At 70.8% G+C, this 15,470-nt stretch carries 13 protein-coding genes and 1 tRNA gene; 3 read left to right on the top strand and 11 right to left on the bottom strand.

Translation table 11 applies throughout. The features are described from left to right. Positions 1-66 precede the first annotated feature (66 nt). The 3 genes from ACH4VX_RS04035 to ACH4VX_RS04025 all read right to left on the bottom strand — a co-directional run bounded on the left by ACH4VX_RS04035 (position 67) and on the right by ACH4VX_RS04025 (position 5,176). A complete protein-coding gene (locus ACH4VX_RS04035) occupies positions 67-1,884 on the bottom strand; it encodes a tetratricopeptide repeat protein (RefSeq protein ID WP_398365756.1) in 1,818 nt (605 codons plus the stop codon). Positions 1,885-2,107: 223 nt separating this feature from the next. Continuing rightward, positions 2,108-2,181: transfer RNA gene (locus ACH4VX_RS04030), tRNA-Met, on the bottom strand. Between the two features lie 55 nt (positions 2,182-2,236). After that, a complete protein-coding gene (locus ACH4VX_RS04025) occupies positions 2,237-5,176 on the bottom strand; it encodes a UPF0182 family protein (protein WP_398365934.1) in 2,940 nt (979 codons plus the stop codon). 164 nt (positions 5,177-5,340) lie between these two features. Between ACH4VX_RS04025 and ACH4VX_RS04020 the strand changes: the two genes are divergently transcribed. Beyond that, complete coding sequence (locus ACH4VX_RS04020; protein ID WP_398365755.1) at positions 5,341-5,883, top strand: PPA1309 family protein; 543 nt, start codon at positions 5,341-5,343, stop codon at positions 5,881-5,883. A gap of 9 nt (positions 5,884-5,892) precedes the next feature. Here the strand turns inward: ACH4VX_RS04020 and ACH4VX_RS04015 are convergent, their stop codons facing one another. The 4 genes from ACH4VX_RS04015 to ACH4VX_RS04000 all read right to left on the bottom strand — a co-directional run bounded on the left by ACH4VX_RS04015 (position 5,893) and on the right by ACH4VX_RS04000 (position 9,139). Beyond that, the gene (locus ACH4VX_RS04015) at positions 5,893-6,987 is read right to left on the bottom strand and encodes a PDZ domain-containing protein (RefSeq protein WP_398365754.1); all 1,095 of its coding nucleotides are present in this window, start codon (positions 6,985-6,987) and stop codon (positions 5,893-5,895) included. Positions 6,988-7,086: 99 nt separating this feature from the next. After that, positions 7,087-7,251, bottom strand: coding sequence for a hypothetical protein (locus ACH4VX_RS04010; protein ID WP_398365753.1), 165 nt, complete (start codon positions 7,249-7,251; stop codon positions 7,087-7,089). Between the two features lie 223 nt (positions 7,252-7,474). Further along, on the bottom strand, positions 7,475-7,933 hold the full coding sequence (locus ACH4VX_RS04005; RefSeq protein WP_398365752.1) for a molybdenum cofactor biosynthesis protein MoaE: 459 nt from the start codon (positions 7,931-7,933) through the stop codon (positions 7,475-7,477). A 93-nt stretch (positions 7,934-8,026) separates the two neighbouring features. Continuing rightward, positions 8,027-9,139, bottom strand: a complete 1,113-nt coding sequence (locus ACH4VX_RS04000) for an SDR family oxidoreductase (RefSeq protein WP_398365751.1) — start codon at positions 9,137-9,139, stop codon at positions 8,027-8,029. A 192-nt stretch (positions 9,140-9,331) separates the two neighbouring features. Here ACH4VX_RS04000 and ACH4VX_RS03995 point away from each other — a divergent pair, with 192 nt between their 5' ends. Beyond that, a complete protein-coding gene (locus ACH4VX_RS03995; RefSeq protein WP_398365750.1) occupies positions 9,332-10,780 on the top strand; it encodes a zinc-dependent metalloprotease in 1,449 nt (482 codons plus the stop codon). Further along, the gene (locus ACH4VX_RS03990; protein ID WP_398365749.1) at positions 10,777-11,298 is read left to right on the top strand and encodes an NUDIX hydrolase; all 522 of its coding nucleotides are present in this window, start codon (positions 10,777-10,779) and stop codon (positions 11,296-11,298) included. Before ACH4VX_RS03995 ends, ACH4VX_RS03990 begins: the two co-directional genes overlap by 4 nt. 264 nt (positions 11,299-11,562) lie before the next feature. Here the strand turns inward: ACH4VX_RS03990 and ACH4VX_RS03985 are convergent, their stop codons facing one another. From ACH4VX_RS03985 to ACH4VX_RS03970, 4 genes are all read right to left on the bottom strand, one after another. After that, positions 11,563-12,318 (bottom strand): AIM24 family protein, encoded by a 756-nt coding sequence (locus ACH4VX_RS03985; protein ID WP_398365748.1) that lies wholly within the window; start codon positions 12,316-12,318, stop codon positions 11,563-11,565. A gap of 17 nt (positions 12,319-12,335) precedes the next feature. Further along, the gene (locus tag ACH4VX_RS03980; RefSeq protein ID WP_215205501.1) at positions 12,336-13,016 is read right to left on the bottom strand and encodes an AIM24 family protein; all 681 of its coding nucleotides are present in this window, start codon (positions 13,014-13,016) and stop codon (positions 12,336-12,338) included. Between the two features lie 12 nt (positions 13,017-13,028). After that, on the bottom strand, positions 13,029-14,729 hold the full coding sequence (locus tag ACH4VX_RS03975; protein WP_398365747.1) for a TerD family protein: 1,701 nt from the start codon (positions 14,727-14,729) through the stop codon (positions 13,029-13,031). Positions 14,730-14,865: 136 nt separating this feature from the next. Then, positions 14,866-15,462, bottom strand: coding sequence for a M48 family metallopeptidase (locus ACH4VX_RS03970; RefSeq protein ID WP_398365746.1), 597 nt, complete (start codon positions 15,460-15,462; stop codon positions 14,866-14,868). Between the last annotated feature and the right edge of the window lie 8 nt (positions 15,463-15,470).

The raw sequence follows: 15,470 nt of genomic DNA, 5'->3' as shown, positions 1-15,470 counted from the left end.
GCAGGGCGGCACGGGCGGCACCCCGCAAACGCCGGGCCGCGCAATCCGCCCCCGCCCTGCGCGGCCTCACGCAGACAGTTCCTCACGCAACGCGTCCCGCAGCCGAGTGGCCCGCTCCGCGACCGCCGCCGGCCCCAACGCCACCGCCCGCTCCGCCCACCGCTGCCCCTCCGCGAGCTCACCTCGCCGCGCGTAGACCAGCGCAAGCCGCAGCGCCGCCCGCCCGTGCCCCGCATCGGCCGCCCGGGTCCACCACGCGGCCGCCTCCGGCTCGCTGCCCTCACGAGCCAGCAGCAACCCCAGATTGAAGGCACCGTTACGGGACCCGGCCTCCGCCGCCTCCCGGTACCACCGTGCCGCCTCGACCACGTCCCCCCGCGCCGCCGCGAGCATCCCGACCCGCACCTGCGCCCGCCGGTGCCCCTGGGAGGCCGCCCGCTCGTACCACTCCTCGCACTCGCTGCGCCGGTTCACCGGCTCCCCCAGCTCGTGCGCGGGCTCCGGCGGTCTACGGGCATCCAGCACCGTCGCCAGCCGGTACGCGGCCTCCGCGCTCCCCCCGCCCGCCGCACACCGCAGGAACCGTTCCGCCTCGCTCTCCTCGCCCTCCCGCAGCCGCGCCATCCCGACCTGGAGCGCCGCCTCCATGTGTCCGGCGGCCGCCGCCCGCTCGTACCAGCGCAGCGCGGACCGCTCCTCGCCCCGGCCCGCGTGCAGGATGCCGAGGTTGAAGGCGGCGTCCACGCTGCCGGTCTCCGCGGCCTTGGAGAACCACGGCTCCGCACCGGTCTCGTCCCCGGCCCGCAGCAACAGGATCGCCAGCGCGTTCGCCGCCTCGCGGTGACCGGCGTACGCGGCCCGGCGGTACCACTGCTCGGCCTGGGCGGTCCGGCCCTGGTCGGCGCAGAGCAGCCCGAGGTTGTACGCGCCGTTGATGTCACCGGCGTCCATCGCGGCCCGGTACCAGCGCTCGGCGGTCTGGGTCTCGCCCCGCTCGGCGTGCAGCGCGCCCAGCGCGTTGGCGGCGTTGCCGTCGCCGTCCTGCGCGGCCCGCAGCCACCACACGGCGGCGTTCTCGGTGTCCCCGGCGTCGCGCAGCAGGAAGCCGAGTGCGCAGGCGGCCCGGGCCTCGCCGTCCTTGGCGGAGGTCAGGTACCAGCGGCCGGCCTCCTTGAGCTCGCCGCGCCGCTCCAGGATCGCCCCGAGGTGGAGCGCGGCCCGGCGGTGTCCACGCGCGGCGGCCTGGCGGTACCACTGCTCGGCCTCCCGCACCAGCGAAGCACCGTCGTCGTCGCTCTCCCGTGCGGCCCTGCGGTCCAGCGCGCGGGCCAGCCGGTACGCCCCTTCCCGGTGCCCCCGCTCGGCGGCGGCCCGCATCCAGCGCTCGGCCCCGGCCGTGTCCCCGCGATGTTCCAGCAGGTCGGCGAGGGCGTACGCGCCGAGGGTGTGGCCCTGCTCGGCGGACTGGCGCAGCCAGTACTCGGCGGCGGGTTCGTCCCCGCGCTCCCGGTGGTGGCGGCCGAGCGCGTGGGCCGCCGCGGTGGAACCGGCCACGGCGGCGATCCGCCACCAGCCCGCCGCCTCGTCGGCGTAGCCCCGCTGGTGCAGCAGGACACCCAGGTTGTTGGCGGCGGCGCGGTCGCCCGCCGCGATGGCGGCACGCAGATGGGGTTCGGCTCCGTCGAGGTCACCGCGGCGCAGCAGCATGGCGCCGAGGACACTCATCGCCTCGACGTCACCGGCCTCGGCGGCAAGCCTCTGACGCAATTCCTCGGCCGCCTCGTCGGCGGCCTCCCCCGTCTCGTCGCGGGGGTCCTCCCGAGGGGAGGACTGCACAAAACGCCCTGTCCCGAACAGAGTTGCCTTGTCCCCCATAACATCCATCGTCGCACCACCTGCAACCTGGGTACACCTGGTATACCGCAGTCAGTGAGGTCACTACAGCGTTTTGTCGACATGCCCACAGAGAGACAAGTCAAACACAGATCCGCCAACTCCCGTCGGCGGCACGACCGTCACCTGCCCAAGCACATGCGTTCGCCCATCACAAAGGCCCGGATTCCTTGAGGAATCCGGGCCTTTGGTGTCGCCTACTTCGCGACTTCAGTAGCGGGGACAGGATTTGAACCTGCGACCTCTGGGTTATGAGCCCAGCGAGCTACCGAGCTGCTCCACCCCGCGCCGTTGTGTTCCAACCGTAGCACGGCGCGGGAGGGGTGTTTGACCAGCCTGCTCGCTAACTGCTCGGGCTCGCGTCGGGACTGGGACTGCTGCCCCCGCCGCCGGCGCCGCCACTCCCTTCGGCCGACTGGGCCTCCTCGGCCCTGCGCAACGCGTCCTCCAGGTCCTTCTGCGCCTTGCCGTAGGCCTCCCAGTCGTTCTTCTTCAGGGCTTCCTGGCCGGCCTCGAATGCCTTCTGGGCGTCGTTCAGCGCCTCCTGGACCGTTGGGCTGTCGGACGTCGGCGGTGGCGTCGTGCCTTCCTCCTCACCGGTTCCCTCGTCCTCGCCCGGTGGTGGCTCGGTGGTCGTGCCCTCACCCCCGAAGACCTTGTTGAGGGCCTGGTCGAGAGTGTCCTCGAAGGCGGTCTGGCCTCCGTAGGTCACCAGCACCTTCCGCAGCAGCGGGTACTTCAGTCCACCACCACGTACGTAGACCGGCTCCACATAGAGCAGTCCTCCGTCGAGCGGGACGGCCAGCAGGTTGCCGTACTCGACCTCGGAGTCGCCGCCTCTCAGCAGCCTGATGGACTCGGCGATGTTCTGTTCGGAGTTGAACTGGCTCTGGACCTGTTTGGGTCCGGCGGCCGTGGTGCTGGTCGGCAGTTTCAGCACTCTGATCTTGCCGTAGTCCTTCGTGCCCGGATCGGCGTTCACCGCCATGAAGGCACTGAGGTTGTCCCGGCCGTTCGGTGTCAACGTCGTGGTGAGCGAGAAGGTCTGCTCCTGCTGGTCGGGCATCTTCATGCTCAGGTAGTACGGAGGCACCGCGTCGCCCGTCTTGTTGGTCGGGTCGTCCGGCACCTGCCACACCTCGCTGCCCGAGAGGAACGTCGTGGCGTCCTTCACGTGGTAGCGGGTCAGCAGTTCGCGCTGCACCTTGAACAGGTCCTGCGGGTACCGCAGATGGGCCATCAGCGCGCCGGAGATCTCGGTCTTCGGCTGCACCGTGTCCGGGAAGGCCTTCATCCAGGTCTTCAGGACGGGGTCCTCGGTGTCCCACTGGTAGAGCTTGACCTCGCCGCTGTACGCGTCGACGGTCGCCTTCACCGAGTTGCGGATGTAGTTGACCTGGTTCTGCTGGGCCACCACCGCACGCTGGTCGTTGGTGGCGGTCAGCGAGTCGGCCGTGGTGTCACCGAGGGTCGTCCGCGACGCGTACGGATAACCGTTGGTGGTCGTGTAGGCGTCGACGATCCACTGGATACGGCCGTCCACGACCGCCGGGTAGGCGTCGCCGTCGATGGTCAGCCACGGGGCGATCGCCTCGACGCGCTCCTTGGGCGTGCGGTTGTACAGGATCCGCGAACCCTCGCCGATCGCACCCGAGTACAGGATCTGCGGCTCGCTGAACGCGACCGCGTAGGCGGCCCGGTTGATCGGGTCGGCGAGGTTGACGCCGCTGTCGCCCTTGTAGCTGTACGTCTTCTCGCCGTTGTCGTCGGAGTAGTCGATCTCCTTCTGGGGACCGCCGACGATCGAGTACGTCGTCGTCCGCTCGCCGTAGTAGACGCGCTGCTCGTACGACCCGAGGTCGCCCTGGGAGGGCAGGTCGGACTCGGTGAACTCGGGACGGCCGCCGGCGTCGGCGCTGGTGCCCTCGGCGGCGACGACTCCGTATCCGTGCGTGTACCGGAAGTGGTCGTTGATCCAGTTCCGCTTCGGGATGCCGTTGAGGTTCAGCTCGCGCAGACCGATGACCGTGTCCTGGTCCTTGCCGTCCTTGTTGTACCGGTCCACGTCCAGGTTGGTCGGGAACGCGTAGTAGTTCCTGATCTGCTGAAGCTGCTGGAACGTCGGCGAGACGATGTTCGGGTCCATGATCCGGATGCTCGCCGTGTCGCCGACGTCGTCCCGCAGCTGGGTCTTGTCCTCGGTCTGGCTGATGCCCGGGTACTCGGTGACCTGCGAGTCGTCGATGCCGTAGGCCTCACGCGTGGCCTTGAGGTTCTTCTCGACGTACGGCGCTTCCTTGGCCTGCTCGTTCGGCTGGACCTGGAACTTCTGCACGATCGCCGGGTACAGGCCGCCGATGAGGATCGCCGACAGCACCATCAGGCCGAAACCGATCACGGGCAGCTGCCAGGTGCGCCGCCACAGGGTGGCGAAGAACAGCAGCGCGCAGATCACGGCGATGCAGAACAGGATCGTCTTGGCCGGCAGATAGGCGTTGGCGTCGACGTACCGCAGGCCCGTCCAGCTGTCGGTGGCCTTGAAGTCGCTCGACTTCACCGCCAGTCCGTACCGGTCGAGCCAGTAGGCGACCGCCTTCAGGGCGACGAAGACACCGAGGAGCACCGACAGGTGTCCGGTGGCCGCGGCCGTGGCGCGCGCGCCCGGGCTGGTGATGCGCAGCCCGCCGTACAGGTAGTGGGTGAGCGCGGCGGCGATCAGCGCCAGGATCGTGGTGGCGAAGCCGAAGCCGAGCAGGAACCGGTACCAGGGCAGGTCGAAGGCGTAGAAGGAGACGTCGAGCTTGAACTGCGGGTCCTTCTGGCCGAAGGACACGCCGTTGACCCACATCAGCCAGGTCCGCCACTGGCTCGACGCCGAGGCGCCGGCGATCAGGCCCACCAGCGCGGTGATGCCGAGCAGCAGCCACTTCTTGTACGGGGCGATGCCCATCCGGTACCGGTCGAGGTTCTGCTGCTCCATCGACATGGCGCTCAGCGGCGGCCGCATCCGGTGTGCCAGCCAGATGTTGAAGCCGACCGCGAGGGCCATCAGCAGACCGAAGACGAAGAAGAGCCCGATCTTGGTCCACAGGGTCGTCGTGAACACGGACGAGTAGTTGACCGAGCGGTACCACAGCCAGTCGGTCCAGAAGCCCGCGAACATGGTGAACACCATGCCGAGGACGGCCAGGACGCCCAGTGTCATGAGCAGGGTCCGGACCCGCCGGGACGGGCGGCCCACTCTGATCCGTGGCCCCGTCGGGCCTCCGCCGCGGTCCGGCATCTGGAAAGCCAAGGTAGGCACCTCGAAGTTCGCTGTTGATTCGTCAGGCCCGCGTCTTCACGGACCGTGCGTGGTCCCCCGTGATCGTGGGCCCACACCTATGCAACTTACTCACGCTTTACTCGGTTCCCGATTCCGGCCAGGAACGAGAGAGGATTGTGACCATGTCCAACACACCCATGGCGGCCAACCCGCTCACCCGCGCCGTGCTCGAGATCGACGAGTACGTCTCCGGCCTCGGCTGGGACCAGCCCGCCCGCCTGTTCGCCCTCGTCGACACCGCCCGGCTGCGGGCCGAACAGCCCTCGCTCGCGGACCGGCTCGATCTGGGCCGCGAACAGGAGACAACCGCTCTCACCCCGATCGAGCAGGACGAGATTCCAACGGGCAAGCCGCTCGACGAGTTCCTGGGCACCATCGCCTGGCCCGACGCGGTGGCCGGCTGCGCCCTGACCGTGGAGCGGCTGATGCTGCCGCCGTCGGCCGAGGCCCAGGTCCCGAAGGGGCTGGGCGAAGCCGCCCTGACGAAGTGGGTGGCGGAGCACCCGGAGCGTCAGGAGGTGCGGATGACGGTCGCGGTGCTGCGCGACGGTACCCGCGAGTCGGCTCTCCGGCTGCGCGAGAAGGACTCCCCCACGGAGGTCCTCACCGGTTCCGAGCTGGTTCCCGGCCTGGCGGAGGCGTTGACGGCGACCTTCGAGGAGTAGCCGGCCCGGTCAGGAGGCCGTGCACTTCGGCAGGTCGGCGGTGTCGCCGGAGCGGATGTCCTTCAGCGCGCCCAGGGCGTCGTCGATGGTGTCCACCTTCACCAGGGTGAGGCCCTCCGGGGTTTCCTCGGCGGCGGACGCGCAGTTGTCGGCGGGCGTGAGGAAGTACCGGGCGCCCTTGCTGCGCGCGCCGACCGTCTTCATCTCGATCCCGCCGATCGGCCCGACCTTGCCGTCGTCGTCGATCGTTCCGGTGCCGGCGACGAACTCGCCGCCGGTCAGGCTGCCCGGGGTGAGCTTGTCGTAGATGCCGAGGGCGAACATCAGGCCCGCGCTCGGCCCGCCGACATCGGCGAGCTTGATGTCGATGGTGAACGGGAAGGTGTGGTCGGTCCCGGCGGAGATCCCGACGATGGCGCGCTTCTCGCCGCCGTCCTCGGAGGCCGTGGTGGTGATCGTCACCTTCTCGGTCTTCGTCGCCGTCCGGTTCTCCTTCTCGGCGGCGGCCTGCTCCTTGGCGGGCACGATCGTGAAGACGACATCCTCGCCCGGCTTGTGCTCGGTCACCAGCTCGGCGACGTCGGCCGGCTCCTTCACCGCCTCACCGTCGACGGTCTTGATCACGTCGCCCGCGTGCAGACTGCCCTCGGACGGGGACCCCTTGACCACCGTGGAGACGATCACCCAGGACTTCACCGGGACGTCGAGTTCCTTCAGGGCCGCGACCTTGGCGCTCTCCTGGGACTGGCTGAACTCCTCGGCGTTCTCCTGGGTGGACTCCTCCTCCGTCTTGCCGTCGGGGTAGAGGGTCTCGTGCGGGACCACCTTGTTGTCGTGTGCGAGCCATCCGTAGACGGCCTCGACGAGGTTCATCCGGTAGTCGGCGCTGGTCACCCGCACCGTGGTCATGTTGAGGTGACCGTCCGTCGGGTAGGTTTTGTGCCCGTCGATCTGCAGCACCGGCTCGCCGTCGTGCTCGCCCAGCGTGTTCACCGTCGGCCCCGGGGACATCTCCGAGTAGGGCACGGGGATGAACACTCCCGCGCACAGGAGCGCGATCAGTATCAGGGTGGAGGCGAGCATCGTCGCGGTGCGGCGTGGCATGCCTCGACAGTACGGGACATGCCTGTCAGCGCACCGTCAGGGCCGCCCGGACGGGCGGCCCTGCTCGCGTCGTACACCGTGACCTGTTGTTTTCGGCCTTCAGCTACCCGAGCTCGGCTTTTCCATGGCCTCGCGGAACCGGGCGTAACCGATGAGTTCGGGACCATCACTCCGCACCTTGCGGGTGCGATTGGCCCAACTGCCCCACAGTCCCGCTCCGATCGCGGCCACAAGCGGAATCAGCAACCAGGCAAGCGCCGCCATGCCGACCTCCCAACCCCATGAGCGTCCGCAACACTGACTGATCAGCAGATTAACCATCCGCAGTGACAACGCTCACGCCAGGGGTGGGGTTACGCAACCGGAGGTCCGGGCCGCTCAGCGGTCACCCACCCGCCCTCCCGTCACCCGACCACCACCCCCCAACGACGGCACTACACGCCGACCCGCCCTCCCGTCACCCGACCACCACCCCCCAACGACGGCACTACGCGCCGACCCATTCCTCTGTCCCGTCCGAGAACCGCTGGTGCTTCCAGATGGGCACCTCGTGCTTGAGGTCGTCGATCAGCTTCCGGCAGGCCTCGAACGCCTCCCCCCGGTGCGGGCACGACACGCCGACGACCACGGCGAGGTCCCCGACCCGGAGGCCCCCCACACGGTGCACGGCGGCCAGCGCCCGAACGGGGTACTCGGCGGCCACCTTCTCGGCGATCCGCCGCATCTCGTCCTCGGCGCTGGGGTGACACGAATAGCCGAGCTCGTCGACGTCGGCACCCCCGTCGTGATTGCGTACGGTCCCCACGAACAGCGCCGTCCCGCCGGCCGCGTCGTCCCCGACCGCGCGGAGGATCTCGTCCACGGACAGCGGCGTGTCGCGTATCGAGATCAGCTTGATCGGGTCCTGTGCGGCCTGCTCACCGGGGTGATCGTGCATGGATGCCATGTCCCCATCGTGCCCCACCCCTACGACAACACGGAACAGCGTCATCGCCCGGCACGCGCGCGTGCCGGTTCAGGTCCTCCCGCAGGAGGCACGTCAGATCCGGCGCCGGGCCTTGCGTGCCCGTCGTACCACCGCGGCCGCACCCAGCAGGGCCACCGTCGCTCCCGCGGCGCCCGCCGCCGTCGCGTCCTTGCGCCCCAGTCGCCGGCCGGCGACCGTGTGCCTGCCGGACACCTCCTCCAGCAGCTCCGCGAGCACCTCCTCGTTGGTGTGCGCGGGCCGCCACCCGGCGTCGTGCAGCCGGCTCCCGCTCACCACCCAGGGGTGCATCGTGTACGCCAGGTCACCGGCCGGGGACGGGGTGAGCCCGATCCGGTGCAGCCGGGCCGCCGCGCCGAGCGCGACCGCCGACGGCAGCTCCATCCGCCGGATCCCGCTGAGCTCCTCGACCTCCTCCTGCTCCAGCCATCCGTCGCAGCCGACGGCCAGCTCACCGTCGACCTTCTCCAGGACGGCGTACTCCAGGGCGCTGCACAGATCCTCGACGTGGCAGAACTGCCACGCGGGACGCGACCCGGCCACCACGAGCAGCCTGGGCGACTCGAAGTACCTGGTCAGTGCGGTGTCGGTGCCTCCCACCAGCACGGCGGGGCGCACGACCGTGACATTGAGTCCCGGGTGCGCCCTGGGCGCCCGGCGAGCGAGCCGCTCGACCTCCAGGAGGTCGCCGACGCCCGTTGCCTCCGCCGTGGCCCGCAGCTCCGCGTCCTCGGACAGCGGCAGCTCGTTGTCCGGCAGCGCCCCGTAGACCATCGTCGACGTGCACAGCACCACGCGGTGCACCCCGGCGGCCGCGGCGGCCGTCAGCACCGTCTGCGTGCCCCGCACGTTGTAGGCCGTCCGGGCGGCGCCATCGGTCTCCAGATCGAGGTCGAGCGCCAGATGGACCACCACGTCGGCCCCGCGCAGCTTCTCCGCGATGGCCGGATCCCGTACGTCCAGGATGTGCCAGCGTGCCTCGTCGCATTCGCCGCGCCGCTCGTCGATGGCGATGACCTGCTTGATCTCCTCCGAGGCTGCGAGCCGCGCGGTGAGCAGCGCGCCGACACCGGACGCGGCACCGGTGACCGCGACGACGGGCCCGCGCGCCGCGGGGCCGGTTGACTTGTTTCGCGCTGCGCGAACCTGTGGATCTGGGGAACTCACCGGGCGTCTCCAGCGGTTGTCTTCAGTACGAGCGCAAGCGACGCGTACGTACCAGGTGGCATCCATCCTGCCGCAGGCCTGCTGTCGGCGAAGCACCGAGGCCCGAACCGCTTCAGGTGTCTACGCTGGGTGGTGTTGTCGGGCAACCGCGCCGCCGGAAAGAACCGGCGGCCCTACCAGCCGAGGAAACCCGTGAGTGACACCCCATTCGGATTCGGCCTTCCGCCGGAGGAGCCGGACGACGGCGACGAGGGCAAGAAGAAGGACCCGCAGAGCGGTGGTGGTCAGGGCCCGGCCAACCCGTTCGGCTTCGGCACGCCCGGAGCCGGAGGCTTTGGCGGCCCGGGCGCGGACAATCCGTTCGCCGCGATGTTCGGGTCGCTGAACCCCACCGACCTGGGCGCAGCGTTCCAGCAGCTCGGCCAGATGCTCTCCTACGAGGGCGGGCCGGTGAACTGGGACATGGCCAAGCAGATCGCCCGGCAGACCGTCTCGCAGGGCACCGCCGAGGGCTCGAAGGACGCGAGCGTCGGCCCCGCCGACCGCAGAGCCGTGGAGGAAGCGGTCCGTCTGGCCGACCTGTGGCTGGACGACGCGACCTCTCTGCCGTCGGGCGCCCACTCCGCCGTGGCCTGGAGCCGCGCGGAGTGGGTCGAGGCCACCCTCCCGGCGTGGCGGGAGCTGGTCGACCCGGTCGCCGAGCGCGTCGGGAACGCGATGGGCGACGTCCTGCCGGAGGAGATGCAGGCCATGGCCGGCCCGCTGATCGGCATGATGCGCTCCATGGGCGGCGCCATGTTCGGCACCCAGATCGGGCAGGCCGTCGGCGTGCTCGCCGGTGAGGTCGTCGGCTCGTCCGACATCGGCCTGCCGCTGGGCCCGGCCAGCCGGGCCGCGCTGCTGCCGCTGAACATCGAGACGTTCGGCAAGGACCTGGGCGTCTCCCAGGAGGAGGTGCGGCTGTATCTCGCCCTGCGCGAGGCCGCCCACCAGCGCCTGTTCGCACACGTCCCGTGGCTGCGTTCGCACCTGTTCGGCGCCGTCGACGGCTACGCGCGCGGGATCAAGGTCGACACCGGCAAGCTCGAGGACGTCGTGGGCCAGTTCGACCCGCAGAACCCCGAGCAGTTGCAGGAGGCCCTCCAGCAGGGCATGTTCCAGCCGGAGGACACGCCGGAGCAGAAGGCCGCCCTGGCCCGTCTGGAGACGGCGCTGGCGCTCGTCGAGGGCTGGGTGGACGCCGTGGTGCACGCCGCGGCCAAGCCGCGGCTGTCGTCGGCCGACGCGCTGCGCGAGACGCTGCGCCGCCGCCGCGCCTCGGGTGGCCCGGCGGAGCAGACGTTCGCCACGCTGATCGGTCTGGAGCTGCGACCGCGCCGGCTGCGCGACGCCTCGCGCCTGTGGGCCTCGCTCACCGACGCGCGCGGAGTCGACGGCCGGGACGCCCTGTGGGCGCACCCGGACATGCTGCCGACGGCGACCGACCTGGACGACCCGGACGGCTTCGTGCACCGCGAGCAGATCGACTTCTCCGAGCTGGACAAGATGCTCGGCGAGGCCGCCGGCAAGCCCGACCTCAAGAAGAAGGACGACGGCGAGGGCCGGAACGAGGACGAGAGCAAGGGCGACGACACCGAGTGAGCCTCCGCGACGACGCGGTCCTCGTGCTCAAGGGGTACGAGGACCAGTCCGAGCTGCGCCGGACCTACCTGGACCATCTCGCGGCGCATCCGGACGGCATGTGGAAGGCCTGTACGGACGGTCACATCACGGCGAGCGGTCTGGTGATCGATCCCGAGCGGGGCCGGGTACTGCTGACCCTGCACCGGAAGCTGCGAATGTGGCTCCAGATGGGCGGGCACTGCGAGCCGGGTGACGTCTCGCTCGCGGCGGCGGCCCTGCGGGAGGCGACGGAGGAGTCGGGTATCGCGGGACTTTCCCTGGCCCCCGGCGGGCCCGTCCGTCTGGACCGTCATCACACACCGTGTGCCTGGCACCTGGACGTCCAGTACGCGGCGCTGGCTCCGTCCGGAGCCGTGGAGGCGATCAGCGACGAGTCCCTCGACCTGCGCTGGTTCCCGTACGACGAGGTGGCGGACGTGGCCGACACCTCGGTCACCCGTTTGGTGGAAGCGACCCGGACGAGACTGGGTGTCTGACACAGGGGTGAGGGGCGGCCCCCCCGGCGGGGGCCCCCCCCCCCCGGGGGGGGCCCCCGCCCCCCCCCACCCCCCCCCGGGGGGGGGGGCGGCGGCCCCCCCGCCCCCCGGGGGCCGTGCGGGGGGCGCCCCCCCCCCGCCCGGCTGGCCCCGGGGGGGGCCCGGGGCCCCCCCCCGGCCCGCGGCGGGGGGGGGGGGGGGCCCCCCCGGGGGGGGGGGGGCCCCCCCCGGGGGGGCCCCCCCCCACCCCTGTGTCGTCCCCCGTCAGCTCCAGACGTTGCCCTGGTTCTGACCGCGGGCCCCCTGCTGTCCCATGCCGTACTGGGCGGCGACGCCCGAGCCGAGCTGGGCGTTCTGCGGCGGCAGCAGTTCGCTGGGCTGGACGAGCACGAAGCCGCTGCCCATGAAGCTGAGCTCCCAGCCCTCGCCGGTGCTGCCGCGGCGCCGCCACACCCCGGAGGAGTGGGTCTGGGCCTGCATCTGCACGCGCAGGGACGTGGACCAGGCGACGATCGCGTCGGCGTCGCAGTTGACGTACTTGTCCGGCGTCACCTGCATCAGCAGCGGCATGCCCGAGGTCATCAGGGCGACCTTGCCGCGGCCGGTGATGTTGAGCTGGTACTTCCCGGAGCCGGAGATGCCGTACAGGCTGTCGACGGCGATGACCTCGTGGTGCAGCGAGGAGTCCATCGCGAGCACATAGCTGCTGTCGACCGTCAGCCCGTCCTGCTCCACCTCCATGACGTGGACGCGCTGGGCGAGGTTGGCGAGGTAGACGGTGCCCTGCCCGTGGCAGCGCATCAGGTCCAGGCCCTCACCGGTCTGCGCACGCGCGCGTGATGCGCTGTTGCTCTGGAACTCGGCGTCGAACTCGACGAGCCCCTGGTAGGCGACCATGGTGCCCTTGCGGGCGAGGACGTCGTCGTGGCCCTCCAGGGCGACGCGGAGCATCTGCTGGTTCTGCAGGCTCCAGCGCTCCTGGGTCTGCTGGTCGTTGAAGGCGAAAAGCGGGCTCTGCATGGTGTGGTTGCTCCCCCTCAGCCCCGGACCCGGAGACGGTCCGTGCTGTCCTCACTGGGCTGGACGACGACGATGCCCTGACCGGAGAAGGCCATCTGGTATGCCTCTCCGCTGCCGCGGCCGATCAGCGACTGGGCCCGGAAGCTGCGCTTGCCCTTCACCTTGAGGTTCGGGGACCAGGCCACCAGGGCGTCCGGGTCGACGTACGTCTCGTCGTCGCCGCCGCCGCAGTCCACGACGATCGGCTTGCCGCGCGAGGTCAGCGCGACCCAGCCCTGCCCGGAGATCTTGGTGTTCCACAGGCCCTGTCCGGCGAACTTCGCCAGGCCCTTGACCCGCTCCACGCCCCACGTGAGATGGGCGTCGAAGGCGAGCAGGTTGGTGGCGTTGACGGAGATGCCGTCGCCGTTGAGGTTGATCACGACGACGTTGGCGCCGTAGTCGGCGAGGTAGAGCAGGCCGTCGCCGGAGCACTTCATCAGCGGCGCGCCCTCACCGGTCATCCAGTCCTTGGCGATCTGGCGGACGGCCGGCGGGTTGGGCTCGTACTGGACGAACCCTTCGTAGGCGACCATCGACCCCACGCGCGCGAGGAGGTCGTTCCCGGTCTGCATGGCGACCTTCAGCATGTGGTTGCCGTGGTTCTCCATGCGGGCGGTGACGGGGGCGGGGGCGTAGCCCGCGAGTGGCTGGTTCATGACGGGCTCCCTTTAGATCTCGTACGGCTGGACGACGATGAAGTTGCCGGGTGCGCCCCGGAACTGGAGGTTCACGCTCTCCCCGGTGTCGCCGGGGTAGGAGTTGCGGCGCATCCGCACCTGGCTGGAGACAACCACCTGGGAGGCGGCCGACCAGGCGACCACGGCGTTGCAGTCGGCGAAGGTGGTGGGCGTGACCGGCAGCACCACGGGCGTGCCGTGGGTCTTGACGACGATGGTGCCGGTTCCCTGGAACTGCATCGTGAACAGCGCGCCGCCGGGAATGCCGTGTCCCTCGATGCGGCGGACCTCGTACTGCAGGCTCTCGTCGAAGGCGAGGACGTTCTCGGCGGAGACGCACACCGCGTCGCCCTGGAGCTCGATCGGGTGCAGCATCGTGGAGTTCTCGGCGAAGAACACCTGGCCCTGGCCGGTGCAGCGCATCAGCTGCATCTCCTGGCCGGTGGCGTTGCCGACGATGCGGCCGGAGAAGCCGGCGCCCTTGTAACTGAAGTCGACCTTGCCCTGGTAGAGCACCATGCTGCCCTGCCGGGCCAGCACGGGCTGTCCGCCGATGCCGAGGTCGGCGCGGACCAGCTTCTTGTTCTGCTGGGTCCAGCGCTGACCGGTGGGCGTCTCCTTGAACTGCTGGAGCGCGCCGAGCACGCCGGGGCTCTGCGGTGCGCCCTGGGGAGCGCTCTGGGGCGCCCCGTACGGGGCCTGCTGGTGGGGCACCTGTCCGGGCGGGGGCTGCTGTCCGTAGCCCGGAGGGGGCGTGTGCTGTCCGTAGCCGGGCGGCGGGGCGGGTGCCTGCGGTGCCTGTGGCTGTCCGTAGCCCGGGGGCGGCGGGACGGGCTGGCCGTACGGCGGCGGCTGCTGGCCCGGCTGGCCGTAGGGCGCGGGCGCCGGGGGCGGGGGCGGCACCGGGGAGCCGCCGGGCGGGGTGTGCAGGGGGGCGACGATGGTCGGCGCGGCGTGCACCGGCGGCACGGAAGGTGCGGGGGCCGGCGGCGGCGCGAAGCCCTGTGCGGCGGGCTGGGACGCGGGGGCCGGAGCAGGCGCGGGGGCGGGCGGGGCACCGCCGGGTACGCCGAACGCGGGCGGCGCGGTGGCCTGGGCGGGCGGGGCGAAACCGGGCGCGGCGCCACCGGCCTCCGGCTGCTGCTGGGGGGCGGCCGGCTCCTCCTCGGCCACCTCGCCGCCGAAGTTCCGCAGCAGCGCGTCGAGCCCGCCGTCGAAGCCCTGTCCGACGGCGGCGAACCGCCAGACGTCCTTGAAGTAGAAGTCACCCAGCATCACGGCCCGCTCGGTGGAGAACTCCGAGCCGCTGAACGGGTACCGGGCCACTTCCTCGCCGCCCGCGACGATACGGATGTACCCGGGACCGACCTGCGACATCTGCCCGGCACCGTCGAGGGCCGCCGTGAAGGACAGCTTCCTGATCTGCTGCGGGATCCGGTCCAGCGTCACGCGGAACGACTCGGTGTCGCCCGCCTGGGCGCCCAGGAGCTGAACGGACTCCTCGGGGGACTTCGGCTGGTTGTAGAAGATGAAGTACCGGTCGTCGGAGAGCCGCTCCTCGGCGTCGAGGCCGAAGCAGCTGATGTCGAAGGTCAGCCCCGGGCCGGAGACCTGCACACCTACGTACAGATCCGTCCCCGCCGTGAGGTCACTGATCCTGGCCTTGTGGCCGCGTTGGAATTCCCTGGCCATACGTACGACCGTCCCCCATCCCGAATGCGAGTGCGTCGCGCCAGGCTAACGGCAAACTCGGACACCGGATGAAGTCGGTACAGACCCGGTACACAACGCGCGCGTAGGCCTACAGTGCGCCCACTTCGGGCGGTGCTCACATATCGCGCACACCCGGTACATGCGGCAGCCGCTCGGCCGCGACCACCCCTTCGAGGTAGCCACGGGCCCGTTCGGTCCTGGGATACGCCTCCAGCAGCCGCCAGAAACGGGGCCCGTGCCCGGGCACCAGCAGATGCGCCAGCTCGTGGCAGAGGACGTAGTCGACGACGTACTCGGGCATGCCCTGCAGACGGTGCGACAGCCGGATGCTTCCCTCGGACGGGGTGCACGAGCCCCAGCGCGTGTTCTGGTTGGTGACCCAGCGCACCGAGCCGGGCCTGGCCCGCCCGTCGAAGTACTGGTCGGACAGCCGTCGGGCGCGCTCGGCCAGCTCCGTGTCCCCGAGTGTCCGCCTGCTCTCCTGTGCGGCCAGCTTGTCGAGCATGACGGTCACCCAGCGCTGCTCCTCCGCCTCGGACATCCGGGCGGGGATGAGCACGACGGTGCGATCGCCCTCGCGGTACGCGGAGACCGTTCTGCGGCGGCGGGCGCTCCTGCGGACCTCGATCGCGCTCGCCCGTGAGCCGTTCGTCGGCTGGCTCGTCGTGCTGCGCTGTGGCGTTCCGGCGCGGTGCAGTGGGTCGGCGGGCACGCCCCGAC

This window comes from Streptomyces sp. NPDC020731 (assembly GCF_044334705.1).
In the GTDB taxonomy this organism is placed as follows: domain Bacteria; phylum Actinomycetota; class Actinomycetes; order Streptomycetales; family Streptomycetaceae; genus Streptomyces.
This window is presented reverse-complemented; position numbering and strand designations above follow the sequence as displayed.

What these genes read in the sequence shown, in the direction of transcription:
- ACH4VX_RS04005 (WP_398365752.1), bottom strand. Translation starts at nt 7,933, where the DNA reads ATGGCATCCATGCACGATCACCCCGGTGAGCAGGCCGCACAGGACCCG.
- ACH4VX_RS04010 (WP_398365753.1), bottom strand. Translation starts at nt 7,251, where the DNA reads ATGGCGGCGCTTGCCTGGTTGCTGATTCCGCTTGTGGCCGCGATCGGA.
- ACH4VX_RS04015 (WP_398365754.1), bottom strand. Translation starts at nt 6,987, where the DNA reads ATGCCACGCCGCACCGCGACGATGCTCGCCTCCACCCTGATACTGATC.
- ACH4VX_RS04035 (WP_398365756.1), bottom strand. Translation starts at nt 1,884, where the DNA reads ATGGATGTTATGGGGGACAAGGCAACTCTGTTCGGGACAGGGCGTTTT.
- ACH4VX_RS03985 (WP_398365748.1), bottom strand. Translation starts at nt 12,318, where the DNA reads ATGCAGAGCCCGCTTTTCGCCTTCAACGACCAGCAGACCCAGGAGCGC.
- ACH4VX_RS04020 (WP_398365755.1), top strand. Translation starts at nt 5,341, where the DNA reads ATGTCCAACACACCCATGGCGGCCAACCCGCTCACCCGCGCCGTGCTC.
- ACH4VX_RS03975 (WP_398365747.1), bottom strand. Translation starts at nt 14,729, where the DNA reads ATGGCCAGGGAATTCCAACGCGGCCACAAGGCCAGGATCAGTGACCTC.
- ACH4VX_RS04025 (WP_398365934.1), bottom strand. Translation starts at nt 5,176, where the DNA reads ATGCCGGACCGCGGCGGAGGCCCGACGGGGCCACGGATCAGAGTGGGC.
- ACH4VX_RS03980 (WP_215205501.1), bottom strand. Translation starts at nt 13,016, where the DNA reads ATGAACCAGCCACTCGCGGGCTACGCCCCCGCCCCCGTCACCGCCCGC.